18 protein-coding genes and 1 pseudogene are annotated in these 19,707 nt (G+C 65.2%); 13 read left to right on the top strand and 6 right to left on the bottom strand.

Features of this window, described 5'->3' with window-relative positions:
• The first annotated feature begins 106 nt into the window (after nt 1-106).
• A complete protein-coding gene (locus FOY51_RS06575; protein ID WP_149429360.1) occupies nt 107-718 on the top strand; it encodes a TetR/AcrR family transcriptional regulator in 612 nt (203 codons plus the stop codon).
• Between the two features lie 2 nt (nt 719-720).
• Here FOY51_RS06575 and FOY51_RS06580 read toward each other — a convergent pair whose 3' ends face one another.
• A complete protein-coding gene (locus FOY51_RS06580; protein WP_149429361.1) occupies nt 721-1,980 on the bottom strand; it encodes a phosphotransferase family protein in 1,260 nt (419 codons plus the stop codon).
• Between the two features lie 123 nt (nt 1,981-2,103).
• Between FOY51_RS06580 and FOY51_RS06585 the strand changes: the two genes are divergently transcribed.
• The 4 genes and pseudogenes from FOY51_RS06585 (at nt 2,104) to FOY51_RS06600 (ending at nt 5,083) form a co-directional block, all read left to right on the top strand.
• A complete protein-coding gene (locus FOY51_RS06585) occupies nt 2,104-2,730 on the top strand; it encodes a TetR/AcrR family transcriptional regulator (RefSeq protein ID WP_149429362.1) in 627 nt (208 codons plus the stop codon).
• A gap of 77 nt (nt 2,731-2,807) precedes the next feature.
• Nucleotides 2,808-3,515, top strand: a complete 708-nt coding sequence (locus FOY51_RS06590) for an SDR family NAD(P)-dependent oxidoreductase (protein ID WP_235916154.1) — start codon at nt 2,808-2,810, stop codon at nt 3,513-3,515.
• Nucleotides 3,512-4,552 carry an S-adenosylmethionine:tRNA ribosyltransferase-isomerase gene (locus FOY51_RS06595; protein WP_149429364.1) on the top strand — a complete coding sequence of 347 codons (1,041 nt, stop codon included), beginning with the start codon at nt 3,512-3,514 and terminating at the stop codon, nt 4,550-4,552. Before FOY51_RS06590 ends, FOY51_RS06595 begins: the two co-directional genes overlap by 4 nt.
• 31 nt (nt 4,553-4,583) lie before the next feature.
• A pseudogene (locus tag FOY51_RS06600) lies at nt 4,584-5,083 on the top strand (GNAT family N-acetyltransferase).
• Here FOY51_RS06600 and FOY51_RS06605 read toward each other — a convergent pair.
• Nucleotides 5,061-5,711 carry an ACT domain-containing protein gene (locus FOY51_RS06605; protein WP_149429365.1) on the bottom strand — a complete coding sequence of 217 codons (651 nt, stop codon included), beginning with the start codon at nt 5,709-5,711 and terminating at the stop codon, nt 5,061-5,063. The pseudogene FOY51_RS06600 and the gene FOY51_RS06605 overlap by 23 nt on opposite strands.
• Nucleotides 5,712-5,920: 209 nt before the next feature.
• Between FOY51_RS06605 and gatC the strand changes: the two genes are divergently transcribed.
• Both gatC and gatA read left to right on the top strand, forming a co-directional pair.
• Nucleotides 5,921-6,220, top strand: a complete 300-nt coding sequence (gene gatC / locus FOY51_RS06610; RefSeq protein ID WP_149429366.1) for an Asp-tRNA(Asn)/Glu-tRNA(Gln) amidotransferase subunit GatC — start codon at nt 5,921-5,923, stop codon at nt 6,218-6,220.
• Complete coding sequence (gene gatA / locus FOY51_RS06615) at nt 6,217-7,683, top strand: Asp-tRNA(Asn)/Glu-tRNA(Gln) amidotransferase subunit GatA (RefSeq protein WP_149429367.1); 1,467 nt, start codon at nt 6,217-6,219, stop codon at nt 7,681-7,683. The genes gatC and gatA overlap by 4 nt, the downstream gene beginning before the upstream one ends.
• Nucleotides 7,684-7,718: 35 nt before the next feature.
• Here the strand turns inward: gatA and FOY51_RS06620 are convergent, their stop codons facing one another.
• From FOY51_RS06620 to FOY51_RS06630, 3 genes are read right to left on the bottom strand one after another with little or no spacing between them, the layout of a single operon-like run.
• Nucleotides 7,719-8,363, bottom strand: coding sequence for a nucleotidyltransferase domain-containing protein (locus FOY51_RS06620; protein ID WP_149429368.1), 645 nt, complete (start codon nt 8,361-8,363; stop codon nt 7,719-7,721).
• A gap of 10 nt (nt 8,364-8,373) precedes the next feature.
• Nucleotides 8,374-9,762, bottom strand: a complete 1,389-nt coding sequence (locus tag FOY51_RS06625) for an alpha/beta-hydrolase family protein (RefSeq protein WP_149429369.1) — start codon at nt 9,760-9,762, stop codon at nt 8,374-8,376.
• The gene (locus tag FOY51_RS06630; protein WP_149429370.1) at nt 9,759-10,403 is read right to left on the bottom strand and encodes a hypothetical protein; all 645 of its coding nucleotides are present in this window, start codon (nt 10,401-10,403) and stop codon (nt 9,759-9,761) included. The genes FOY51_RS06625 and FOY51_RS06630 overlap by 4 nt, the downstream gene beginning before the upstream one ends.
• Nucleotides 10,404-10,528: 125 nt before the next feature.
• Between FOY51_RS06630 and FOY51_RS06635 the strand changes: the two genes are divergently transcribed.
• The 5 genes from FOY51_RS06635 (at nt 10,529) to FOY51_RS06655 (ending at nt 16,762) form a co-directional block, all read left to right on the top strand.
• Nucleotides 10,529-11,809: a sensor histidine kinase gene (locus tag FOY51_RS06635; protein ID WP_149429371.1), complete on the top strand. Its 1,281-nt coding sequence runs from the start codon at nt 10,529-10,531 to the stop codon at nt 11,807-11,809.
• A 9-nt stretch (nt 11,810-11,818) separates the two neighbouring features.
• Nucleotides 11,819-12,481: a response regulator gene (locus FOY51_RS06640; protein WP_149429372.1), complete on the top strand. Its 663-nt coding sequence runs from the start codon at nt 11,819-11,821 to the stop codon at nt 12,479-12,481.
• A gap of 34 nt (nt 12,482-12,515) precedes the next feature.
• The gene (locus FOY51_RS06645; RefSeq protein ID WP_149429373.1) at nt 12,516-13,547 is read left to right on the top strand and encodes an ATP-dependent 6-phosphofructokinase; all 1,032 of its coding nucleotides are present in this window, start codon (nt 12,516-12,518) and stop codon (nt 13,545-13,547) included.
• An 81-nt stretch (nt 13,548-13,628) separates the two neighbouring features.
• Complete coding sequence (gene gatB / locus FOY51_RS06650) at nt 13,629-15,137, top strand: Asp-tRNA(Asn)/Glu-tRNA(Gln) amidotransferase subunit GatB (protein WP_149429374.1); 1,509 nt, start codon at nt 13,629-13,631, stop codon at nt 15,135-15,137.
• A 29-nt stretch (nt 15,138-15,166) separates the two neighbouring features.
• A complete protein-coding gene (locus tag FOY51_RS06655) occupies nt 15,167-16,762 on the top strand; it encodes a GMC family oxidoreductase (RefSeq protein WP_149429375.1) in 1,596 nt (531 codons plus the stop codon).
• A gap of 13 nt (nt 16,763-16,775) precedes the next feature.
• Here FOY51_RS06655 and FOY51_RS06660 read toward each other — a convergent pair whose 3' ends face one another.
• Nucleotides 16,776-17,915, bottom strand: a complete 1,140-nt coding sequence (locus FOY51_RS06660; protein WP_149429376.1) for a PQQ-dependent sugar dehydrogenase — start codon at nt 17,913-17,915, stop codon at nt 16,776-16,778.
• A 91-nt stretch (nt 17,916-18,006) separates the two neighbouring features.
• Here FOY51_RS06660 and FOY51_RS06665 point away from each other — a divergent pair, with 91 nt between their 5' ends.
• The gene (locus tag FOY51_RS06665; RefSeq protein WP_149429377.1) at nt 18,007-19,686 is read left to right on the top strand and encodes an SWIM zinc finger family protein; all 1,680 of its coding nucleotides are present in this window, start codon (nt 18,007-18,009) and stop codon (nt 19,684-19,686) included.
• The last annotated feature ends 21 nt before the right edge of the window (nt 19,687-19,707 follow it).

Here is a 19,707-nt window from a genome sequence, read left to right on the forward strand (position 1 = left end):
AGGGTATTCATCGAGTGGCGCTGGCACTTTGGCGTCTCCTTGATCGAAGGTGTTGCTGCACAGATTGATTCGCTAGGCTGAGCACAATTCGTGGAAAGGGATCGAGATGTCGGAGTCGAGCACGCCGAAGCATCGCCTCGGCCCGCAGCGAAATCCCGAGATCGATGCCGCCGTGCTGGCGGCGACCCGAGCGTTGCTGATCGAAAACGGCTACGCGGGAGTGTCGATCGACGCTATTGCCAAGCGTGCCAACGTGGGTCGGCCAACGATCTATCGCCGCTGGCCGTCGAAAGCTCACATCGTGCACGAGGCGGTCTATCCAGTTCTCGACTTCGAAAGCGCCCCCGATTTCGAACTCGACGGCACAGTTGCCGAGGACGTCACGCGGCTGATCGAGGGTGCCGTTGCGCTGTTCGGCGATCCCGCGACTCGTGCGGCCGCTCCGGGTCTGATGTACGAGAGTCGGACCGACGACGACCTTCGCAAGGTGCTGGTCACGGATCAACTCGAACGCATCCGGGCAGCGCTCGCGCTGAGAATTCAACAGGCCACCGACAGTGGTGAACTCCGTGCGGGCGTCGATGCGGACGCCGTGCTCGACATCGTGGCGGGCGCATCCATCTTCGCGCTGTCGGTCCGCGATGTCGCGGACTCCCAACGTCTTGCAGCGTCGCTCGTCGATGTCGTTCTGCACGGCATCTTGGCGCCGGACCCATAGGGTCATTCGCCGAATCCGGCGTCGACGCCGCTCCAGTACGTTCCCGCGAGCATTGCCTCGACGGCCTTGCGGTGCATGATCAGATCGTTGGGGTCCGCCGGCGCTTGCGCCAGACCGAATGCGACTGCGCGACTTTGGATTCTGAACATGATGATCGCGTGTCGCAACGCGGCGTAGCAGGTGTAGAAGTCGAGTTGCGTCGGTCGGTGTGAACTCAGTTCCCGGTAGCGTTTCACCACGTCGTCGCGACGCAGAAAATCCGGCAAGCCGGGCAGGCCAGCCAACGCTGCGATGTCTTCGAAGAACCTGTGCAGGTAGATCATCCAACCGAGGTCCATCTCGCGCGGTCCGAAGGACGCCATCTCCCAGTCGAGGACCGCAGCGGGTTCGAAATTGCTGTAGATGATGTTCCCGATGCGGGCATCGCCCCAGCACAGCACCGCCGGACCGGCGGGCGTCGGCCAATGTGACTCGATCCAGTCGAAGCCGCGCTCGATCAGCGACGATCGTGGCCCGTCGCCGATCACCCAGGCGTAATAGCGGCGCTGGGCGGCAACATGATCGCGCAGGGCTTGGTCGGCGGTCAGCTTCATACCGTCCGTGTGCTCGTCGAGTAGAAACGAAAAGCATTGTTGCGGTTCGGGGATGGCGTGCAGCTGGGCCAACACACGTACCGAGGTGTCTTGCAGGCGCGCGCGGTCGGTCGAGTTCGCCTGGCTCAGCCAGGAGTCGAAGTTGTAGGGCATCGCGTCGGGTGGAACGTCGCCGTCGACGCGCTCCATGACGAAGAATTCGGCCCCGAGTGCGGCGGACGACGGCTCACACCAGTAAGCGGCAGGGACCGGGACGGCAGAGTGGGAGCCGACCGCCCTGATCACCTGGAACTGTCGACCGAGGTTGTAGGACGGAAAGACTGGCAGTGTCGTGTTCGCGGGGGCGATTCGAGCAACCAGCCTGTGGGTGCTTCGCGTCTCGTCGGTGGACCACTCGGCGTCGAACAGAGTGGACCACTCGGCGTCGAACAGAGTGGACCACTCGGCGTCGAACAGAGTGGACCACTCGGCGTCGAACAGAATCGTGTCGTTGGACATCCCGCTCGCGGTCGGCACCGTCACGGCGTCGACGGTGGGCTCGGCGCTTGCACCGAGCTTGGCGGTGAGCCACTGCTGCAACTGGACGCGGACCACCTCCGGATCGCGTCTGGAGTCGGCGGGGTGCCCCACCTGCTCGAGGTCTGCGTTCGTATCGATCGGTCCAGTCATGTGGCCGCGCCATCCTTCGTCCAATTGTCGTTACAATGTGTAACGGCAATCCTCGAACAAATGTAGACCGCAAACTCCCGTCCGCACAAGGTGCGCGCCGTGCCGGACGGATATCCTGGCACCATGTCGACAAGTCGCAGCTACGGGGGACGACTGGTCGTCGATCGTAAGGCGGAACGCCGCAGCCGATTCCTCGATGCCGGCCTGGAAATCTTCAGTGGCAAGGGGTATGCGAAGAGTTCGATCACGGACATCTGTGCGGCCGCGGGTCTGTCTCGTCGGCAGTTCTACGAAGAATTCGGCAGCCGCGAGGATCTGTTGTTCGCCGTGTACGACTGGATACAACTCGACGCCAGAGAGGCGGTCACCGCTGCCGTTCTCGGCGAACCGTCGCGAGAATTGCGTCGCGTCGCCGCGGCGGCGATGTCGGCCTACGTTCGGTCGGTCGGGACCGATCCGCGTCGCGCCGAAGTATCGTTCGTGCAGATCATCGGCGTCAGCGATCACATGGAGCAGCACCGCATCGATGGTCGCGAGCAGTGGACTGAGTTCTTTCACAGCATCGCCGCGACGATCGTCGGGCCGTCGTACGTCCCGCCCGGCGGCTACACGCTGGCGGCGACGGCGTTCATTGCCGCCCTCACTGCTCTTGTGCATCGGTGGAGCGTGACGACGCCGCGACCACCCGTCGACGACGTGGTCGAGCCGATGACGGTCATTCTCGTAGCGTTGCTTTCCCAGAGCGGCTAGGGCCTCGGAACCAATTTCTTGACCTCGAGTGGACTTCAGGTTTCACCATGGAGTTCCAGTCCACACGAGGAGTTCACGTGACCTATCACCACACGACTTTCACCCCTACCGCATTGATCACCGGCGCATCGGCCGGGCTCGGTCGTGCACTCACACACGCGCTCTTCGACATCGGCTGGCACGTGATCGCCACCGCACGGCACGTCGATCGACTCGACCGACTGCGCGGCGATCACGTGACCACCGTGGTCGGAGACGTCACCGATCCCGCCCACCGCGCAGAGCTGGCTACGATCCTCACCGCGAACGGCGGCCTGGACTTGCTGGTCAACAATGCGAGCACCCTCGGGCCGAGCCCGATGCCGCATCTTGCGCAGTATCCGCTGGACCAGCTTGCTGCGGTCTACGACGTCAACGTGGTTGCCCCGCTTGCGCTTCTACAACTGGCCCTGCCCGCACTGCGGTCCCGCGACGGAGTGGCCGTCAACATCACTTCCGACGCCGCGGTGATGCCCTACGAGGGCTGGGGAGGGTACGGATCGTCGAAGGCGGCGCTCGATCACCTGACTGCGATCTTGGCCGCCGAGGAGTCCGATGTGCCGATCTACTCCTTCGATCCCGGCGACATGCGCACCGACATGCATCAGGCCGCGTTTCCAGGGCAGGACATATCCGATCGCCCAGAACCGGAAACTGTTGTGCCATCACTGCTTCGGCTGATCGAATCGCGGCCGCCGAGCGGTCGCTACGTCGGCGCTCAACTCGAGGCGGAGGTGACATCATGACCGTATCCCTGTTGGATCACACTTTCGTGTTGCCGCCGGACCGCGAGGCATCCGGGCCGCCCGAGTCGCGTGGTCTTGCTCGCGACGAGGTTCGGCTGCTGGTGTCGGATCGACGATCGTCGACCCACGCGCACTTTCGCGAGCTACCGCGCTATCTGCGGCCCGGCGACCTGGTGGTCGTGAACAATTCGGCGACCCTCTCCGCGGCGGTCGATGGTCGAATCGGCACCACCGCAACGGTTCTCCATTTCGCGACCTGGCTCGACGACGGATCGTGGGTGGTAGAGGTGCGATCGACGGACGGCAGGCCGTCCGACTGGTCGACGTTGCACCCCGGCATGGTGATTGCGCTACCTGCGGGCGCGTCGGCGACGTTGATCCAGCCGTGGCTGCGGTCGGGGCGGCGACTCTGGGCTGCTCGTCTCGACGGCATGGGCGGATCGGTGATCGACTGGCTGCAGAGTCACGGCCGACCGATCAGCTACTCGTACGTGTCGCAACGTTGGTCGGCGTCGTACTACACAACGGCGTTCGGTCGCGAGTTGGGCAGCGCGGAGATGCCAAGCGCCGGAAGGCCGTTCACGGATCGACTGATCACCGACCTCATTGCAGGCGGTATCGACGTCGCACCCATCACCCTGCACACCGGGGTGTCGTCACCCGAGATCGGTGAGCCGCCGAGCCCCGAGCGTTTCGTGGTTCCGGAATCGACCGCGCGCCGGGTGAATGCCGCACGGTCGGCGGGTGGTCGGGTGGTGGCGATCGGGACCACCGTGACGCGAGCACTGGAGACAACCGCGACGCCGGACGGCCGCGCCCACGCTGGTGCGGGCTGGACCAACCTGGTGCTCGGACCGCAACGACCGACCCGCGTGGTCGATGGACTCGTCACCGGTTGGCATGCTCCCGGCGCATCGCATCTGCAGTTGTTGGAAGCCGTCGTGGGAGCAGACGCAGTGCATGCCGCATACGACGCCGCGCTCGCAGGCGGTTACCTCTGGCACGAATTCGGGGACAGCGCACTGCTGCTGCGGTAATCGGTATCGTCGAACGGTGACCGCCCACGCCCTGGTAATCCGTGATGCCACCACCGCCGACTTCGATGCGATCACCCGATTGACCATCGATGTCTACGTGGGCGGGGGATTCGTCGGGGCGAGCGATCCGTACGCCAGCACGCTGGCCGATACCGCAACGCGCGCAAGGGATTCGCAGTTGGTGGTTGCCGAACACCAGGGACGACGGTCGGGACCCTCACCGTTGCGCGAGCGGGGACCACCTACGCCGAGCTTGCACGACCGGGGGAGATGGAGTTTCGGATGCTCGGGGTCGCCGACTCGGCGCGAGGGCTGGGGGTCGGAACCGCGTTGGTACAGCACGTGATCGACCTTGCGGTGGCCGAAGGCTGCACCGCGGTGGCGATATCCACGTCGTCGACGATGGTCGAAGCGCGGAGAATCTATGACCGACTCGGATTCGTCCATGTGCCGGAACGTGATTGGGAAGTGGTGGCGGGGCTGATCCTGACCGCGTTGGTGTACCCGATCAGCCCAACACCGTCGCGATGATGCCCGTCAGATAGCCAAGCCGAGCGATTTCGGACGGTCGGAATTCCGGTCCGCCCGGCCGGCCGAGCATCAGCACCTTGCCCGACTGACCCAGGGGTGCGGCAGCGAGTTTGGTGTCCATGTCGCGCCAGATCTGCGGCACCCAATCGGCTTCGTCGTCCAAGGCGGCGGACTTCGCGAGCGGCAACCATGGCACGTCGGTGGCGTGAGTCTCGGGTGCACCCGAGCTGCCGACGACTCGGTACGCGCCGTGCGGTCCGATAGCCACGATGGTGCTCCAGCCGACGCGAAGGACCCGGGGTGCACCGTCGACCAACACCTGCAACCGATCGTCGCGGGCGGTGGCGACCTGATCGATCAGTTCCAGTTCGCGATGCGTGTCGAGGATGCCTGCGTACGGGCGAATGGAGTCGACGCTGACGTCGTCGAGTGCCTCGGCAGCGGTGATCAGCGTGTCGGGCAGTGAGCCCGGCTCCACGTCGACCACCAGGTCGTCGACTGCGTAGCCGTCACCGCGATCGACCACGTCGAGCGACAGAATGTCGGCACCGACACTGCCCAATGCCAGCGCCAACTGGCCGAGGCTGCCTGGTCGATCGGGGAGCTGTACCCGAAGCAGGAATGACACGAGCGTCCCTTCTTCCGTGCGGACGAGGGACATGCCTGCGTCCCCCGACGACCGCAATCCTTGCACTCGCCGCCGACTGTTTCGAGTCGAAGGTTGCCTGGGTGACCGATCAGACAGCCGCTGCAAGGCGATACCGCTGGTGATCGCGCCGATCGGTCGATCGCTAGGCTGTTCGGGACCGGCGCAATCGAACGAAAGGGGCCTACGCGGTGCCTGCCATCTCCCGTGACGAGGTCGCCCACCTCGCCCGGCTTTCCCGGCTCGCTCTTGCCGATGACGAACTGGATCAGTTCGCAGGGCAGCTCGATTCGATCCTGAACCACGTCAAGGCCGTTTCCGAGGTGGCTGCTGACGACGTTCCCCCCACCGCGAACCCCAATCCGGTCACCAATGTGACGCGACCAGACGTCGTCGTGCCGGGTCTGACGCCGGAGCAGGCGCTATCCGGCGCTCCCGCCGTCGAGCAGGATCGGTTCGCCGTTCCGCAGATTCTGGGGGAGGGCGAATGAGCCTGACTACGCAATCGGCAGCGGAGCTCGCCGCGCGTATCCACACGCGCGAGGTCTCCTCCGTCGAAGTCACCCAGGCGCACCTGGATCGCATCGCCGAGGTCGATTCCGACATCCACGCCTACCTGCACATCGGTGGCGAGCAGGCGCTGGCCGCCGCCCGCGACGTGGACGAATCGCTTGCCGCGGGCAACGCGCCGGCGTCCGCGCTGGCCGGGGTACCGCTGGCGCTCAAGGACGTGTTCACCACCACGGACATGCCCACCACCTGCGGCTCCAAGATATTGGAGGGCTGGGTGTCGCCGTACGACGCGACGGTCACCTCCAAGCTGCGCCAGGCAGGCATTCCGATTCTCGGCAAGACCAACATGGACGAGTTCGCCATGGGCTCGTCGACCGAGAACTCCGCATACGGCCCCACCAAGAACCCGTGGGACCACACCCGAATCCCCGGCGGCTCCGGTGGTGGCTCGGCCGCCGCACTGGCATCGCATCAGGCTCCGTTGGCGATCGGCACCGATACCGGCGGTTCGATCCGCCAGCCTGCCGCGGTGACCGCGACTGTCGGCACCAAGCCCACCTACGGCACGGTCTCGCGCTTCGGACTGGTGGCCTGCGCGTCGTCGCTGGATCAGGGCGGTCCGTGCGGTCGTAGCGTTCTCGACACCGCGCTGCTGCACGAAGTGATCGCGGGCCACGATCCCCGCGACTCCACGTCGGTCGACGCTGTCATCCCGCCGCTCGTCGCGGCCGCTCGCGAAGGCGCGCACGGTGATTTGAAGGGCGTTCGAGTCGGGGTCGTGAAGGAACTGCACTCCGACAGCTACCAGCCAGGTGTGCTGGCGTCGTTCGACGCAGCGGTGTCGCAGCTGACGGAGTTGGGTGCCGAGGTGGTCGAGGTGTCGTGCCCGCACTTCGAACATGCGCTCGCGGCCTACTACCTGATCTTGCCGAGCGAGGTGTCGTCGAACCTCGCGCGCTTCGACGCGATGCGGTACGGCATGCGTGTCGACGACGGCAATATGAGCGCCGAGCAGGTCATGGCAGCAACTCGCGCTGCCGGGTTCGGTCCGGAAGTCAAGCGCCGCATCATGATCGGAACCTACGCGCTGTCGGCCGGCTACTACGACGCCTACTACGGTCAGGCGCTAAAGGTCCGCACTCTGATTTCTCGGGACTTCGACAAGGCGTACGAGCAGGTCGACGTGCTGGTATCGCCGACCAGTCCTTTCACGCCATGGAAGCTGGGCGACAAGGTCGACGATCCGCTGGCGATGTACCTGTCCGACCTGTGCACCCTACCGACCAACCTGGCCGGCCATTGTGCGATGTCGGTGCCGTCGGGTCTCTCGAAGGACGACGGTCTGCCGGTCGGCTTGCAGATCATGGCACCACGGTTGGCTGACGACCGGCTCTACCGCGTCGGTGCTGCCTACGAGGCAGCGCGCGGCGAGGTGCGCTGACGCGCAGGTGAGTGGTTTGTTGGTCTAGGGACCAATTAATCGCTCACCTGCGGGGAGCGCTTGGACAGCCACTTTCCGGTCTCGATGCGGATGCGCCCACGACGCGCGTTGCGGGCTGCGTTCTCGGTTCCGGGGGCGTGCTCGGTGTGCCAGCGATCTGCCTCGTCGATCACGGCCGCCAGTTCCGGTTCCGACAGGGCGCCGAACACGTCGGCCGACGGTGGCCCGAGCAGCGCAATTCCACGCTGCCGCACGATGTCTCGATCCAGCGCGTACCAAAAGGTGCCGTCCTCGGGTGGTCGATCCGACGGTGTCGACGTCGAGCGAAACGCCATTCTCGGCCCGTCGTTGAGTTCGAGCTCGAACGCCGGATCGGTTCGGCCGATCGCTACGACCTCGCGTCGGTAGATCACCAACTCCAACCCCCGCGTGGGGCAGGGGAGAGCGCTGTTCCGGAGCCGATCGATGACGGCGGCCTTGGTGGCGTGGTCGAGCGACGCGTCCACGACCAGCATCACGTCGATGTCGCTGAGATCCTGCAGGTATCCACCAGTCGCCAGCGAACCGGTCACGTAGACGCCGACCAGATTGTCGGGCAACGTCGTTCGTGCTCTGTCGACCAGCGCATCGAGGTAGCGGTGCACCGCCGAGTCGGCGGGGACATCGAGTTGCTCAGCCATTGCACCGAGACTAGGCGCAACCACGCCGATTCTCGTGTGGCATCGCCGTTCCCTGCTCGACCCCGTAGCGATGACCGTGACCGGCAGGCGCGTTGAGCGCACCCAGCAGGTCGACGGTGGTCTGTAGGAAACTCACGACCGGAATCCATTGCGGCTCCGGAGCGTCGATACGGGTACCGGCGAGGTCCGGCGGCTGCACCAGCAACCGCGGCGACCAGCGAACGACCGGATCGGACGAGTTGGCGAGGATCGTCGCGTCTCGGCGGTCGACGGCACCCGCCGGCGGACCGGCCCACAATGCGCCGCAGGTGGATTCGGTGACGGCGGCTGTGCTGTGGAACGCCGCACTGCCACCGACCGAACCGAGGCTCTGTCCGTAGATGAACAGATCGGGCCGGTGTTGCGGCGGCAATTCGGAAAGCCGCTGCGCGACAGCGGTGAAGAGCGCCTTCGCCGATTCTTCTGCGGCGGCACGGCCGAAGACGAATGTCGCCCAACTGGGTGCGTAGGAATACTGCATACCGACCAAGGCGACGTCGTCGTGGAAGCGGCGCTCGAACCCGGCGACGGCGTTCGCGTCGACCCAGCCGGATCCGGTCGGAACTGCCACCACGACTGCGGATTTCGAGAGTCCGCCTGCCCGTTCGAGCTCACGAACGGCCAGGTTGACGCGCGAGTGCAGGTCGGGCGCGGAGTCGAGTCCGACGTAGGCGCGCACGCTTGTCGTGTCGGATTCGGTGGATACGAACTTGCGACCCTCCGATCCCAAGGTGCTCCACGACACGTACGACTCTGCACTGCCCGAGCGCGTGGTCGACAAGGGCTGCGACAGCGCAGTGTCGACAACCCCGTTGGCCGCTCGATACGCCGTGGTTCGCCAGCCCACCACTGCGGGAACGACGATCACCTGCAACGCGATCCCGGCCACGATGCTCACACCGATACCGCGAACGAGGCCGAGCCGTCCTGCGGCCCAACCGATTCCAGTCGTGATCCCGTACAGTGCGATGGCTACGAATGCGGCACCCGCCGCGGTTTGTACCCAATAGAGCAAGCCGATCGGCTGCATTCCCATCACTGCCCGCAAGCCGTCTTGCCACCGGGTCGCCGCGAGTATCGACCAGGCCACCGTGACTGCTGCGATGAATGCCGTTGCAGACCTGAGTTTTTCGGGGCCCGGCCCGATTCCGACACGTCGCAACAGCGATGCGACGCCGAGCCCGACCGCCGTAAACAGTCCGGTGAGCACCGCCTGCATCGTCGGCGTGCGAGGCAGCAATGACGGGGAGAGCGACGCGACGATCGTCGCGGTGAGCACGACCGAGGTCGTAACGCGCGGTACCGCGACCGCCCTGACCGCGGCGAGTGGTCTTGTCGCAACATCGAATACGGTGCTCATGCCTGCACCGCTGCGCCGGCGGACTCGATTCGCCTGCCACGCCCGATCGCCAATGCTCCGATCAGCAGGGTGATGCCGAGCGCGCCCGCGATCAGGTACTTGTCGGCGTGTTCGGGGTCGGGACTGCGATAGCCCTGGCGAAAGGAGTTGGCGTCGACGAATCCTGCCGCGATCTCGGCCATCGCGAAGCAGCCCGACCGTGCCACGATGTTCTCGCGGGTTTCGCACGCGTCGTGCATCCGGCGATGCAACTGCGCGTCGAAGTTTTGGCGGGCCCAGCTACCCAGCGGTGCGCCGGTTCGCTCGGCGTAACGGAGCACGTCGTAGCCGAGGTCGTGTGCCTTGCACGCAGTCTCGAACTCGTAGGGCAGCGTGACGGGCGAGGAGCAGTCGCCATGCGGGTTGACCAGCATGCCGCCCTCGGTGACCGGGGTGTATCCCATCGTCGCGCGAAAGTCGTTCGGAATCACCGGATCATCCGAGTCGGCCAGTGTTTCGGCTGCCACGGTGGCGGCCGATGTCGCCGAGGCATTAGCGCCGGCGTGTGCTGTGGGAGCGAGTATCGCGGTGGTCGTGAAGACCGTTGTGGCCAGCAGTGCGAGGGAAGAGGTATTACGAACCCGTGATGTCGTTGCGTGCATACCGAAAAGCTATGAATCACCCGCGCGCCGTCACATCACCCTGCGGGACGGTATCCCGGGTGGCCGTGGGGTTTGCCCACGGTGCGTGCTAATACCGTGGTCCACGCGGAAACTCACTCTCCGGTATGAGGACATTCGGTAAGGGTGGTTCCTACTCTCGACGTGTGAGAAGAACCGGTCGTGCTGTCACGCGGGCAGCGAGTGGTGTCACCACCATTGCCAAGCCGCACCTGAGAAGGGTGACAGGTAGCCAGTGGTGGGATGTGGTGATCGTGTTGATCACGGCGATCCTGTTCACGGTCGCGTGGCCGACTTTGCACGTGACGCACCAGGTCCCCGGTGGAGTCCAGCCGATCGTCGCGGCTCTTGCGGCGTTTCCGTTCATCTTGATTCGTGTGAATCCTGCTCTGGGTTGGGCGATTTCAGCGATCTCCGCGCTGGTGATTCCGGTGGCGTTCGACAATCAGCCGTACAACGAACTGCCCTGGCAGGTAGTGCACTTCCTGGTGTTCCTCCCGCTGCTGTTCGCGGTGAGCCTGCGAGCAGCGATGCCCGTTGTCGGTGTCGCCTGGGTGTCCTCTGTGCTGCTGTTCCTCGCCGACTTGCCGCCCGATATGCGCGCGGGTTGGGCCGTCGGCCTGACGGCTCTTGTCGCATTCGGATTGCTGATCCGGTGGTTGGTGCTGTCGCGACGCCAGTTGGCGAAGCAGGAGGAGGTCAGCGAGCTCGAACGGGCGCGGCGCACCATTCTGGAGGAGAAGGCGCGTATCGCGCGCGATCTGCATGATGTTGTGGCACATCATATGTCGCTCGTCGTAGTGCAAGCGCAGACAGCGCGGTACCGGGTTGCGAACGTGTCCCCGGAAGCTTGCGCCGAATTCGACTCGATCGGGGCAACGGCGCGGGAGGCACTCAACGAGATCCGCGGGATGCTCGGCGTCCTACGTAGCGACGGTCAGAGCGCCGAGCACGCGCCGCAACCGGGCGTCGAGAACGTTCACGAGTTGCTGGAAGGCACACGACGTGCCGGTGTTCCGGTCGTCTGGAACATCAGCGGCGACCAGGATGCGCTCTCGCCCGCCACCGGCCTCGCGATCTACCGCATACTGCAGGAATCGTTGTCCAACGCGTCCCGCCACGCCCCAGGTGCCCCCGTCGAAGTGACTGTCGACTACGGCCATTCACTGATCTCGGTCGGTGTGTTCAACGGCCCAGGTCAGAGCTCGGCGCGGGTGCCAATCACGGCGGAGAACGGCGGACACGGACTCGATGGGATGCGAGATCGTGCACTGTCGGTCGGCGGGCTGCTGACGGCGATGCCGAGAGCGGACGGCGGATTCGTCGTGAGCGCGCAGCTCCCTGCCGTCGTCGCCGGCCTCGGTGAGCTGACCGACCGCACGGCATAGGGTGATCGGGTGGCGATCACCGTACTGATAGCGGACGACCAGGCGATGGTGCGGCAGGGCTTCGGGGCATTGTTGGGCGCGCAACACGACATCAGCGTCGTGGGCGATGCTGCCAACGGGAAAGTTGCTGTCGCAGAAGTGAAACGGCTCCGACCCGACGTCGTGCTGATGGATGTCCGGATGCCGGAGATGAACGGACTCGATGCCGCACGCGAAATCTTGTCGGCCAATCTGACGCCGCCGGTGCGGGTGCTGATGCTGACCACCTTCGACATCGACGACTACGTCTACGAGGCATTGAGCATCGGCGCCAGCGGCTTCATGCTCAAGGACGCGCCTGCCGAGGAGTTGGTGCGTGCGGTCCGGGTAGTCGCAGATGGTCAGGCCCTGTTGGCGCCGACGGTGACGCGTCGGCTGATCGCCGATGTGACCAAGCGGCGCGCGACACCTCGGGTGAAGCCGACGGCGCTCGGGTCGTTGACGCCGCGCGAACGCGAAGTGCTCGAGCTGATCGCGAAGGGCCTGTCGAACACCGAGATCGCGTCGACGCTGTTCGTCGCAGAGCAGACGGTGAAAACCCACGTCGGCAAGGTGCTGGCCAAGCTGGATCTGCGCGACCGCGCACAAGCGGTGGTGCTCGCCTACGAGAGTGGGCTGGTCACGCCGGGTTGAGCGACACCAGGTGAAACCGGGCAAGATGTGGGGCATGCGTATCGGAGTGCTCACCGGCGGCGGCGATTGCCCAGGTCTCAATGCGGTGATTCGTGCGGTGGTGCGGACTGCCAACGGTCGCTACGGAGACTCGATCGTGGGGTTCAACGACGGCTGGCGCGGGCTGCTCGAGGATCGCAAGGTGCAGCTGCAGAACGACGACCGCAACGATCGGCTGCTCACCAAGGGCGGCACCATGTTGGGCACCGCGCGCACCAATCCCGAGAAGCTGCGCGCCGGCATCGATCAGATCAAGCAGACCCTCGACGACAACGGGATCGACGTGTTGATTCCGATCGGCGGCGAGGGCACGCTGACTGCGGCGCACTGGCTGTCGGAGGAGGGTGTCCCGGTGGTCGGGGTGCCGAAGACCATCGACAACGACATCGATTGCACGGACGTGACGTTCGGCTTCGACACCGCGCTCACGATCGCGACCGAAGCCATCGACCGCCTGCACAGCACAGCGGAATCGCATCAGCGCGTGATGCTGGTCGAGGTGATGGGCCGCCACGCGGGCTGGATCGCGCTGCATGCCGGGCTCGCGTCCGGTGCGCACATGACGTTGATTCCCGAGCAGCCGTTCGACGTCGACGAGGTGTGCAATCTGGTGAAGCGGCGGTTCCAGAGTGGCATGTCGCATTTCATCTGCGTGGTCGCCGAGGGTGCGCATCCGGCACCGGATTCGATGACGCTGCGCGAGGGTGGCATCGACGAGTACGGACACGAACGGTTCACCGGCGTCGCGCAGCAATTGGGTGTCGAGATCGAGCGGCGCATCAACAAGGAAGTCCGGACGACGGTGCTGGGCCACGTGCAGCGCGGCGGCACACCGACGCCGTTCGATCGTGTGCTTGCGACGCGATTCGGCGTCAACGCGGTCGATGCAGCGCACGCCGGGCATTTCGGAAACATGGTTTCGCTGCGTGGCACCGAGATCGGCCTCGTTCCGCTGGAAGAGGCGGTGCGCCAGCTCAAGCGGGTTCCGCAGTCGCGCTACGACGATGCGGCGGCGTTCTTCGGGTAGGTGCTTGCGGCACAGGTGAGTGGTTTGGGGGTCCAGGGGCCACTTAAACGCTCACCTGGGGCAGCGCCCCATAATGGACGCATGACTGCCGCCACAACGACGGAGCTCCTCGACTACGACGACGTCCTCGCCAAGTACAAGCCCGTACTCGGACTGGAAGTACACGTCGAGCTGGGCACCGCCACCAAGATGTTCTGCCCGTGCCGCACGGAATTCGGGGCCGAGCCGAACACCCAGGTGTGCCCGGTGTGCCTCGGTCTGCCCGGCAGTCTGCCGGTGGTCAACGAGAAGGCCGTCGAGTCGGCGATTCGTATCGGGCTGGCCCTGAACTGTTCGGTCACCCCGTGGGGCCGTTTCGCGCGGAAGAACTACTTCTACCCGGACCAGCCGAAGAACTATCAGATCAGCCAGTACGACGAGCCGATCGTGCACGACGGCTACCTCGATGTCGTGCTCGACGACGGCAGCACCTTCCGCGTCGAGATCGAGCGCGCCCACATGGAAGAGGACACCGGCAAGTCGCTGCACGTCGGCGGAGCGACCGGGCGTATCCATGGCGCAAGCCACTCGCTGCTCGACTACAACCGCGCAGGCGTTCCGCTGGTCGAGATCGTCACCAAGCCGATCGAGGGTGCCGGTGAGCGCGCACCCGAGGTCGCCCGCGCGTACGTCACAGCGCTGCGCGATCTGCTGAGGGCGCTCGATGTCTCCGACGTCCGGATGGATCAGGGATCGGTGCGCTGCGACGCCAACGTGTCGCTGATGCTCGAGGACGCGACCGAGTTCGGCACTCGCACCGAGACCAAGAACGTCAACTCGCTGAAGAGCATCGAGGTGGCCGTCCGCTACGAGATGCGCCGACAGGCCGCCGTGCTGGAGTCGGGCGGCGAGGTCACGCTCGAAACGCGGCACTTCCAGGAGGCGGACGGCACCACCTCGGCGGGACGACCGAAGGAGTCCGCGGAGGACTACCGGTACTTCCCAGAGCCCGATCTGGAACCAGTTGCGCCGAGCTCGGAATGGGTCGAGGAACTCAGGAAGACCATCCCCGAACTGCCGTGGTTGGTGCGCAAGCGCATTCAGCAGGACTGGGGGCTGTCTGACGAAGTCATGCGCGACCTGGTCAACGCCGGTGCGATCGATCTGATCATCGCAACGGTCGACGCCGGTGCGCCGTCCGAGGCTGCCCGCTCCTGGTGGGTTGCGTACCTGTCGGAGAAGGCGAACGAGCGCGCCGTCGAGCTCGACGCGCTGCCGATCACGCCTGCGCAGGTCGCCGAGGTGATCGCGCTGGTCGATGCGAAGACGATCAACAACAAGACCGCCAGGCAGGTCATCGACTTCGTGCTCGACGGCGAAGGCGAGCCAGGCGCGATCGTAGAGGCGAAGGGTCTCGGCATGGTCAGCGACGAAGGCGCCCTCAAGACCGCCGTCGCGGAAGCGCTGGCCGCCAACCCGGATATCGCCGACAAGATCCGCAGCGGCAAGATTCAGGCTGCCGGCAAGATCGTCGGCGACGTCATGAAGGCGACCCGCGGCCAGGCCGACGCAGCCCGCGTTCGGGAATTGGTGCTCGAAGCCTGCACATAAGCCGCGCGGCGCTGGCAAAGTCTGTCTGCATGATCTACGACAACATCGTCGTCGGCGCAGGCTCGGCAGGCTGTGTGGTGGCGTCCCGGCTCAGCGAAGATCCGAACCGAAACGTGCTGCTGATCGAGGCCGGCGGATCGAACCGTCGACTCGACGTGCGTGCTCCCGCGGCGTTTTCCGCGCAGTTCCACTCGAAGGTCGACTGGGACTACTTCTGTGAGCCGGAAGAGGGACTGGACGGGCGAAGCCTGCACGAGCCGCGCGCCAAGATGATGGGCGGCTGCTCGTCGATGAACGCGATGCTCTACATCCGAGGCAATCGAATCGACTACGAAGACTGGGTCGAGAAAGGTGCCAAGGGCTGGTCGTACGACGAGGTGCTGCCGCACTTTGTGAAATCCGAGAACAACAAGCGAATCAACGACCGCTGTCACGGCACACGTGGGCCGCTCGATGTCACCGCGATTCCGTCGCCGGACCAGCTGGCCGCAGAATTCATCTCCGCAGCACAGGCTTCCGGTATTGCATCCAACGACGACTTCAACGGGGCCGAGCAAGACGGCGTCGGCATGCCGCAGGTCACCCAACGCAACGGCACCAGGTGGGACACCGCAACGGCGTTCATCACGCCCGCGCGCAAGCGTGCGAACCTGACGGTGCTCACGGGTGCGTTGGTGCACCGAGTGATCGTCGAAGGTGGCCGCGCGGTCGGCGTCGAGCTGTCGAGCAAAGGCAAGACGACCACCGTCCGTGCTAGCGGCGACATCGTCGTCAGCGGCGGCGCATTCGGCACGGTCGAGATTCTGCAGCGATCCGGGATCGGTCCCGCCGATCATCTGCGTTCACTCGGCATCGCCCCGGTCGTCGACCTGCCCGCCGTCGGCGCCAACTTGATGGAACACCCGCTCATCGGCGTCTACTTCGAGCTCACCGGCGCCGCCCGTGGAATGTTCGATGTGCCAGGCCCTTTCGATGCGCCCAAGCCGAAGTACCTCTATCAGTGGCTGCGGCACAAGACCGGTCCGCTCAGCTCCAACGTCGCGGAGGCGATCGCACACGTCCGCAGCGACAGTTCGCTCCCGGCCCCAGATCTGCAGCTGCTGATGATCCCCGGCTACTTCTACGGCGACGGCACCACCAAGCACCCGGTACCGGCATTCACGTTGGGCGCCTCGATGATTGCGCCGAAGAGTCGGGGCAGCGTCATGATTCGCTCGTCGGATCCCCGTCGTAAGGCGGCGGTGAAACTCAACTTCTTCGATGATCCCGACGACTTGCAGGCCATGGTCCGCAGCATAAGGATCCTGCGTGAGATCGCCACGACGGCACCGCTGAGCAGCCACGTCGCCCGCGAGTTCCTGCCTGGTCCGGAGCTGACCGACGACGCAAGCTTGAGCGACTTCGTTCGTCGCGAGGTCTTGCACACGTTCCATCCGTCGTGCACCGCACGGATCGGTGGTCCCGACGACGGTGCGGTCGATCCAGAGTTGCGCGTTTACGGGGTGGACGGATTGCGCGTCGCCGATACGTCCGTGTTTCCGACGATCATTCGTGGCAACACCAATGCGCCGGCGATCATGGTCGGCGAACGATGCGCCGATTTCATTCGGAACCCGTCGGCCTAATTTCCTTAAGGCTCTAGTCGGAACCGCCGCCGCCTGCAGGAACCGGAATCTTCACGACGCGATCGTCGTTGGGGCCGGGCTGACCGCCGGTCTTGTTGACCGTGCTCGCCCACAGCGTGCCGTCGGGTCCGAGTCCGGCGCCGCCGAGCTGTCCGTACTTGTCCTGCGCGACCAGACTCGGAGCCGCGGTGACGGCACCGGTACCGGGATCGACCGGGACGATTGCCACAGCTTTGGCTCCGGTCAACGAAATTGCGACCGCACCCGCGCTCACCGCGCATCCGGCGACGCCTGGACGGTCCGGCCATGTCCACGCCGGTGAGACGACCACGCCGTTCTTGTCGACCTTCTGCAACCGATCTTCGGTCGCGGTGCGATCGGTGACCCAGATGTTGCCGCCGGGTTCGGTGCACACGTCGCCCGCAACACCGATGCCGCTCAGCGCGACCTGCGGAGTTTTGGGATCTGGACCGACGTTCGGGTTGACGCGGAGCAATTTGCCCGACAGAGACGCGGGATCGTTTGCGGCATCGGGATTTCCGGCGTCGCCGGTCAACACCAGCATTTCGTTGGGGTTGGCGAAATCGATGGAGCCGCCGTTTCCCGTCGCCCCCTTCGGGATGCCGGTCAGCACATCTTTGGGAACATCGCCTTGCGCAATACGGACGACTCGGTTGTCGCTGCCGGTGGTGATGTAGGCGTAGATGAGTCCGTCTTCACCGAAGGTGGGGGACAACGCGAGGTCGAGCAAGCCGCCGTCAGACGACGCGTCGACGTCGAGCTTCGCGATTTCCACGGGCGGCTTTTCGGGCGCGACCTGCAGGATCCGACCCGTCCGACGTTCGGCGACAAGTGCGGATTGACCGTCCGGCATCACGACCAGACCGCCCGTCGTATCGAGGCAGGTCGCGACCACGTTCGGATCGGGATCGATGCACGGGCCGGTCGGTCGCTTCGGGGGTGTGCTGGACGTGGGCGGCGGCTTCGGGCCGTTCGGATTGAGATCGCCGCCGCTGTTGAAGCTCGGCGCAGGGCTGAACGGGCTGGATGCGGAATCGTCGAATCGGGCGCAGCCGGTGGCGATCAGGGTCGCGAAGGCCATCGCAAGGACGCCGATCGTGCGCGTGCGCTTGCCCGAAACAGCCGTCGTCATGATTGAGACGTTACGGAAGGCTGGTCGCTGACGCTCTGAAGGGGTCGTCTGGCATCCTTGGCGAAACGACGTCTGAAGCGAGGTCGACCGAGTGACTGATCACCCGATCACCGAAGCTGCGCTACTGCGGGCCGCCGGCGCGTCCAGGTTCGCGCGCGGCGAAGACTATGTGCAGTACGTACACCGTCTGCGGATCCTGGGGGAGTCGGCAAGCGCCTCGATCCAGGCCAAACGGGTCTACCTGGTGGAACTGGAGTGGTCGAGCGCCCGCCTCGCCGGGAGCTGCACCTGCCCGGACGACGTTCCCGGCGGTTTCTGCAAGCACGTTGTGGCGGTTGGGCTCGCAGTCCTGGACGCGAGCCCTTCCCTTGCGTCGCAACCTGCCGAGCCGTCCGAATCGCCGCTGGCACCGTATCTCGACGGTATGTCGGAGGTCGAACTCCGCACCCTGGTTACCGAACTCGCCGGATTGAATCCGGAGATCGACCGACTACTTCAAGTACGCGCCTCCGCTGCCGGCAAGGACCCCGGTGTTGCCGCAGCAAACCTGAGTCGGCAGGTCGTAGACGCTCTGCGCACCCGAGGCTTCGTCGACTACCGCCGCTCCTTCGATGTCGCGAACGAGGCTGATGCGTTGCTCGACGAGTTGGAAGGCCATCTCGACGGCGGTGCTGCGGATGTCGTCCGGCCTGGATTGCTGAAGGCTGTAACCAGACTGCGGGCGATTACGTTGCAAGCCGACGATTCGTCGGGTTCGATCGGAAACGCCTGCCAGCGTGCCGCCGATCTCTATGCGCGAGCGTGCCGCGAAGGCGAGCCGGATCGGGTCGCGCTGGCGAAGTGGCTCGCGAAGTTCAGAGACGACTCGCCCGGTTGGCCTGAGACGACTCTGCCGGACTTCGCCGCAGCGTTCGACGAGCGAGCGTTCACGACTTATCGCAAGGCGGTAGCGCGCATTGACGCGAAGTATCCCTCCGATACCGACGGATACAGCCGCTTCGAAGTTGATCGAATGCTGTTGGAGCTGGCGGATCATGACGGCGATGTCGATCGGGCGGTCGAGATTTTGTCGTATAGATCTGATCGCGTGGACTTCGCTGGAATCGTCGACCGGTTGCGTGCCGCCGAGCGAGTAGACGATGCCTTCGCTTGGGTCGAGCGAGCGGTCGTCGCCGGGCGGATCTCGTCGTCGCACTCAACCGCTCGGATGTACTGGTTGTCTCCCGAAGAGGCGGCGGAGGAATACGTCGCTCGTGGACGCACGGAGGATGCGCTGGACATCCAGCGGAACGAGTTCGCTCGACGGTCGGAGCCCGCGCGGTTTCGAGCGCTGATGGAGCTGGCCGAACGGGTGGGTTCGCCCGAGGTTGAGCGCGAGCGGGCCTACGCCACCCTCGCGACGCTTGCGCGGCAGCCGTTCGGGAGCGGTGCCGCGCGCATCCGGATCGCTATCGGCGAGGACGACCTCGAAACCGCGTGGAGCGTGGCAGAAGAATTCGGCGCCGCCGATTCTTGGCAAGAACTCGCAGGTGCGTTGGCCAAGAAATACCCGGGCCGTGCCGCCACGCTCTACAAACCCCGCATCGATCAAGCCCTGACGGTTACGGACAGCAAGCGCTATGCCGGGATCGCGGACATGCTCCGGCAGATGCGTGACCTTTCGAAGCGGGCAGGCGGTTCCGCGGAGTTCGCCGACTATCTCGACGGGATCCGGGCGCAATACGCGCGGCGGCCGGCGTTGATGGCTCAGTTGGCTCGTCGCGGTCTGTAGCCGTCGGCGCGTCGTTCCTTC

Origin of the sequence: Antrihabitans cavernicola (genome assembly GCF_008297975.1) — a bacterium.
GTDB classification, from domain to species: Bacteria; Actinomycetota; Actinomycetes; order Mycobacteriales; family Mycobacteriaceae; genus Antrihabitans; species Antrihabitans cavernicola.

What these genes read in the sequence shown, in the direction of transcription:
- FOY51_RS06575 (WP_149429360.1), top strand. Translation starts at nt 107, where the DNA reads ATGTCGGAGTCGAGCACGCCGAAGCATCGCCTCGGCCCGCAGCGAAAT.
- FOY51_RS06580 (WP_149429361.1), bottom strand. Translation starts at nt 1,980, where the DNA reads ATGACTGGACCGATCGATACGAACGCAGACCTCGAGCAGGTGGGGCAC.
- FOY51_RS06585 (WP_149429362.1), top strand. Translation starts at nt 2,104, where the DNA reads ATGTCGACAAGTCGCAGCTACGGGGGACGACTGGTCGTCGATCGTAAG.
- FOY51_RS06595 (WP_149429364.1), top strand. Translation starts at nt 3,512, where the DNA reads ATGACCGTATCCCTGTTGGATCACACTTTCGTGTTGCCGCCGGACCGC.
- gatA (WP_149429367.1), top strand. Translation starts at nt 6,217, where the DNA reads ATGAGCCTGACTACGCAATCGGCAGCGGAGCTCGCCGCGCGTATCCAC.
- FOY51_RS06620 (WP_149429368.1), bottom strand. Translation starts at nt 8,363, where the DNA reads ATGGCTGAGCAACTCGATGTCCCCGCCGACTCGGCGGTGCACCGCTAC.
- FOY51_RS06625 (WP_149429369.1), bottom strand. Translation starts at nt 9,762, where the DNA reads ATGAGCACCGTATTCGATGTTGCGACAAGACCACTCGCCGCGGTCAGG.
- FOY51_RS06630 (WP_149429370.1), bottom strand. Translation starts at nt 10,403, where the DNA reads ATGCACGCAACGACATCACGGGTTCGTAATACCTCTTCCCTCGCACTG.
- FOY51_RS06635 (WP_149429371.1), top strand. Translation starts at nt 10,529, where the DNA reads ATGAGGACATTCGGTAAGGGTGGTTCCTACTCTCGACGTGTGAGAAGA.
- FOY51_RS06645 (WP_149429373.1), top strand. Translation starts at nt 12,516, where the DNA reads ATGCGTATCGGAGTGCTCACCGGCGGCGGCGATTGCCCAGGTCTCAAT.
- gatB (WP_149429374.1), top strand. Translation starts at nt 13,629, where the DNA reads ATGACTGCCGCCACAACGACGGAGCTCCTCGACTACGACGACGTCCTC.
- FOY51_RS06655 (WP_149429375.1), top strand. Translation starts at nt 15,167, where the DNA reads ATGATCTACGACAACATCGTCGTCGGCGCAGGCTCGGCAGGCTGTGTG.
- FOY51_RS06660 (WP_149429376.1), bottom strand. Translation starts at nt 17,915, where the DNA reads ATGACGACGGCTGTTTCGGGCAAGCGCACGCGCACGATCGGCGTCCTT.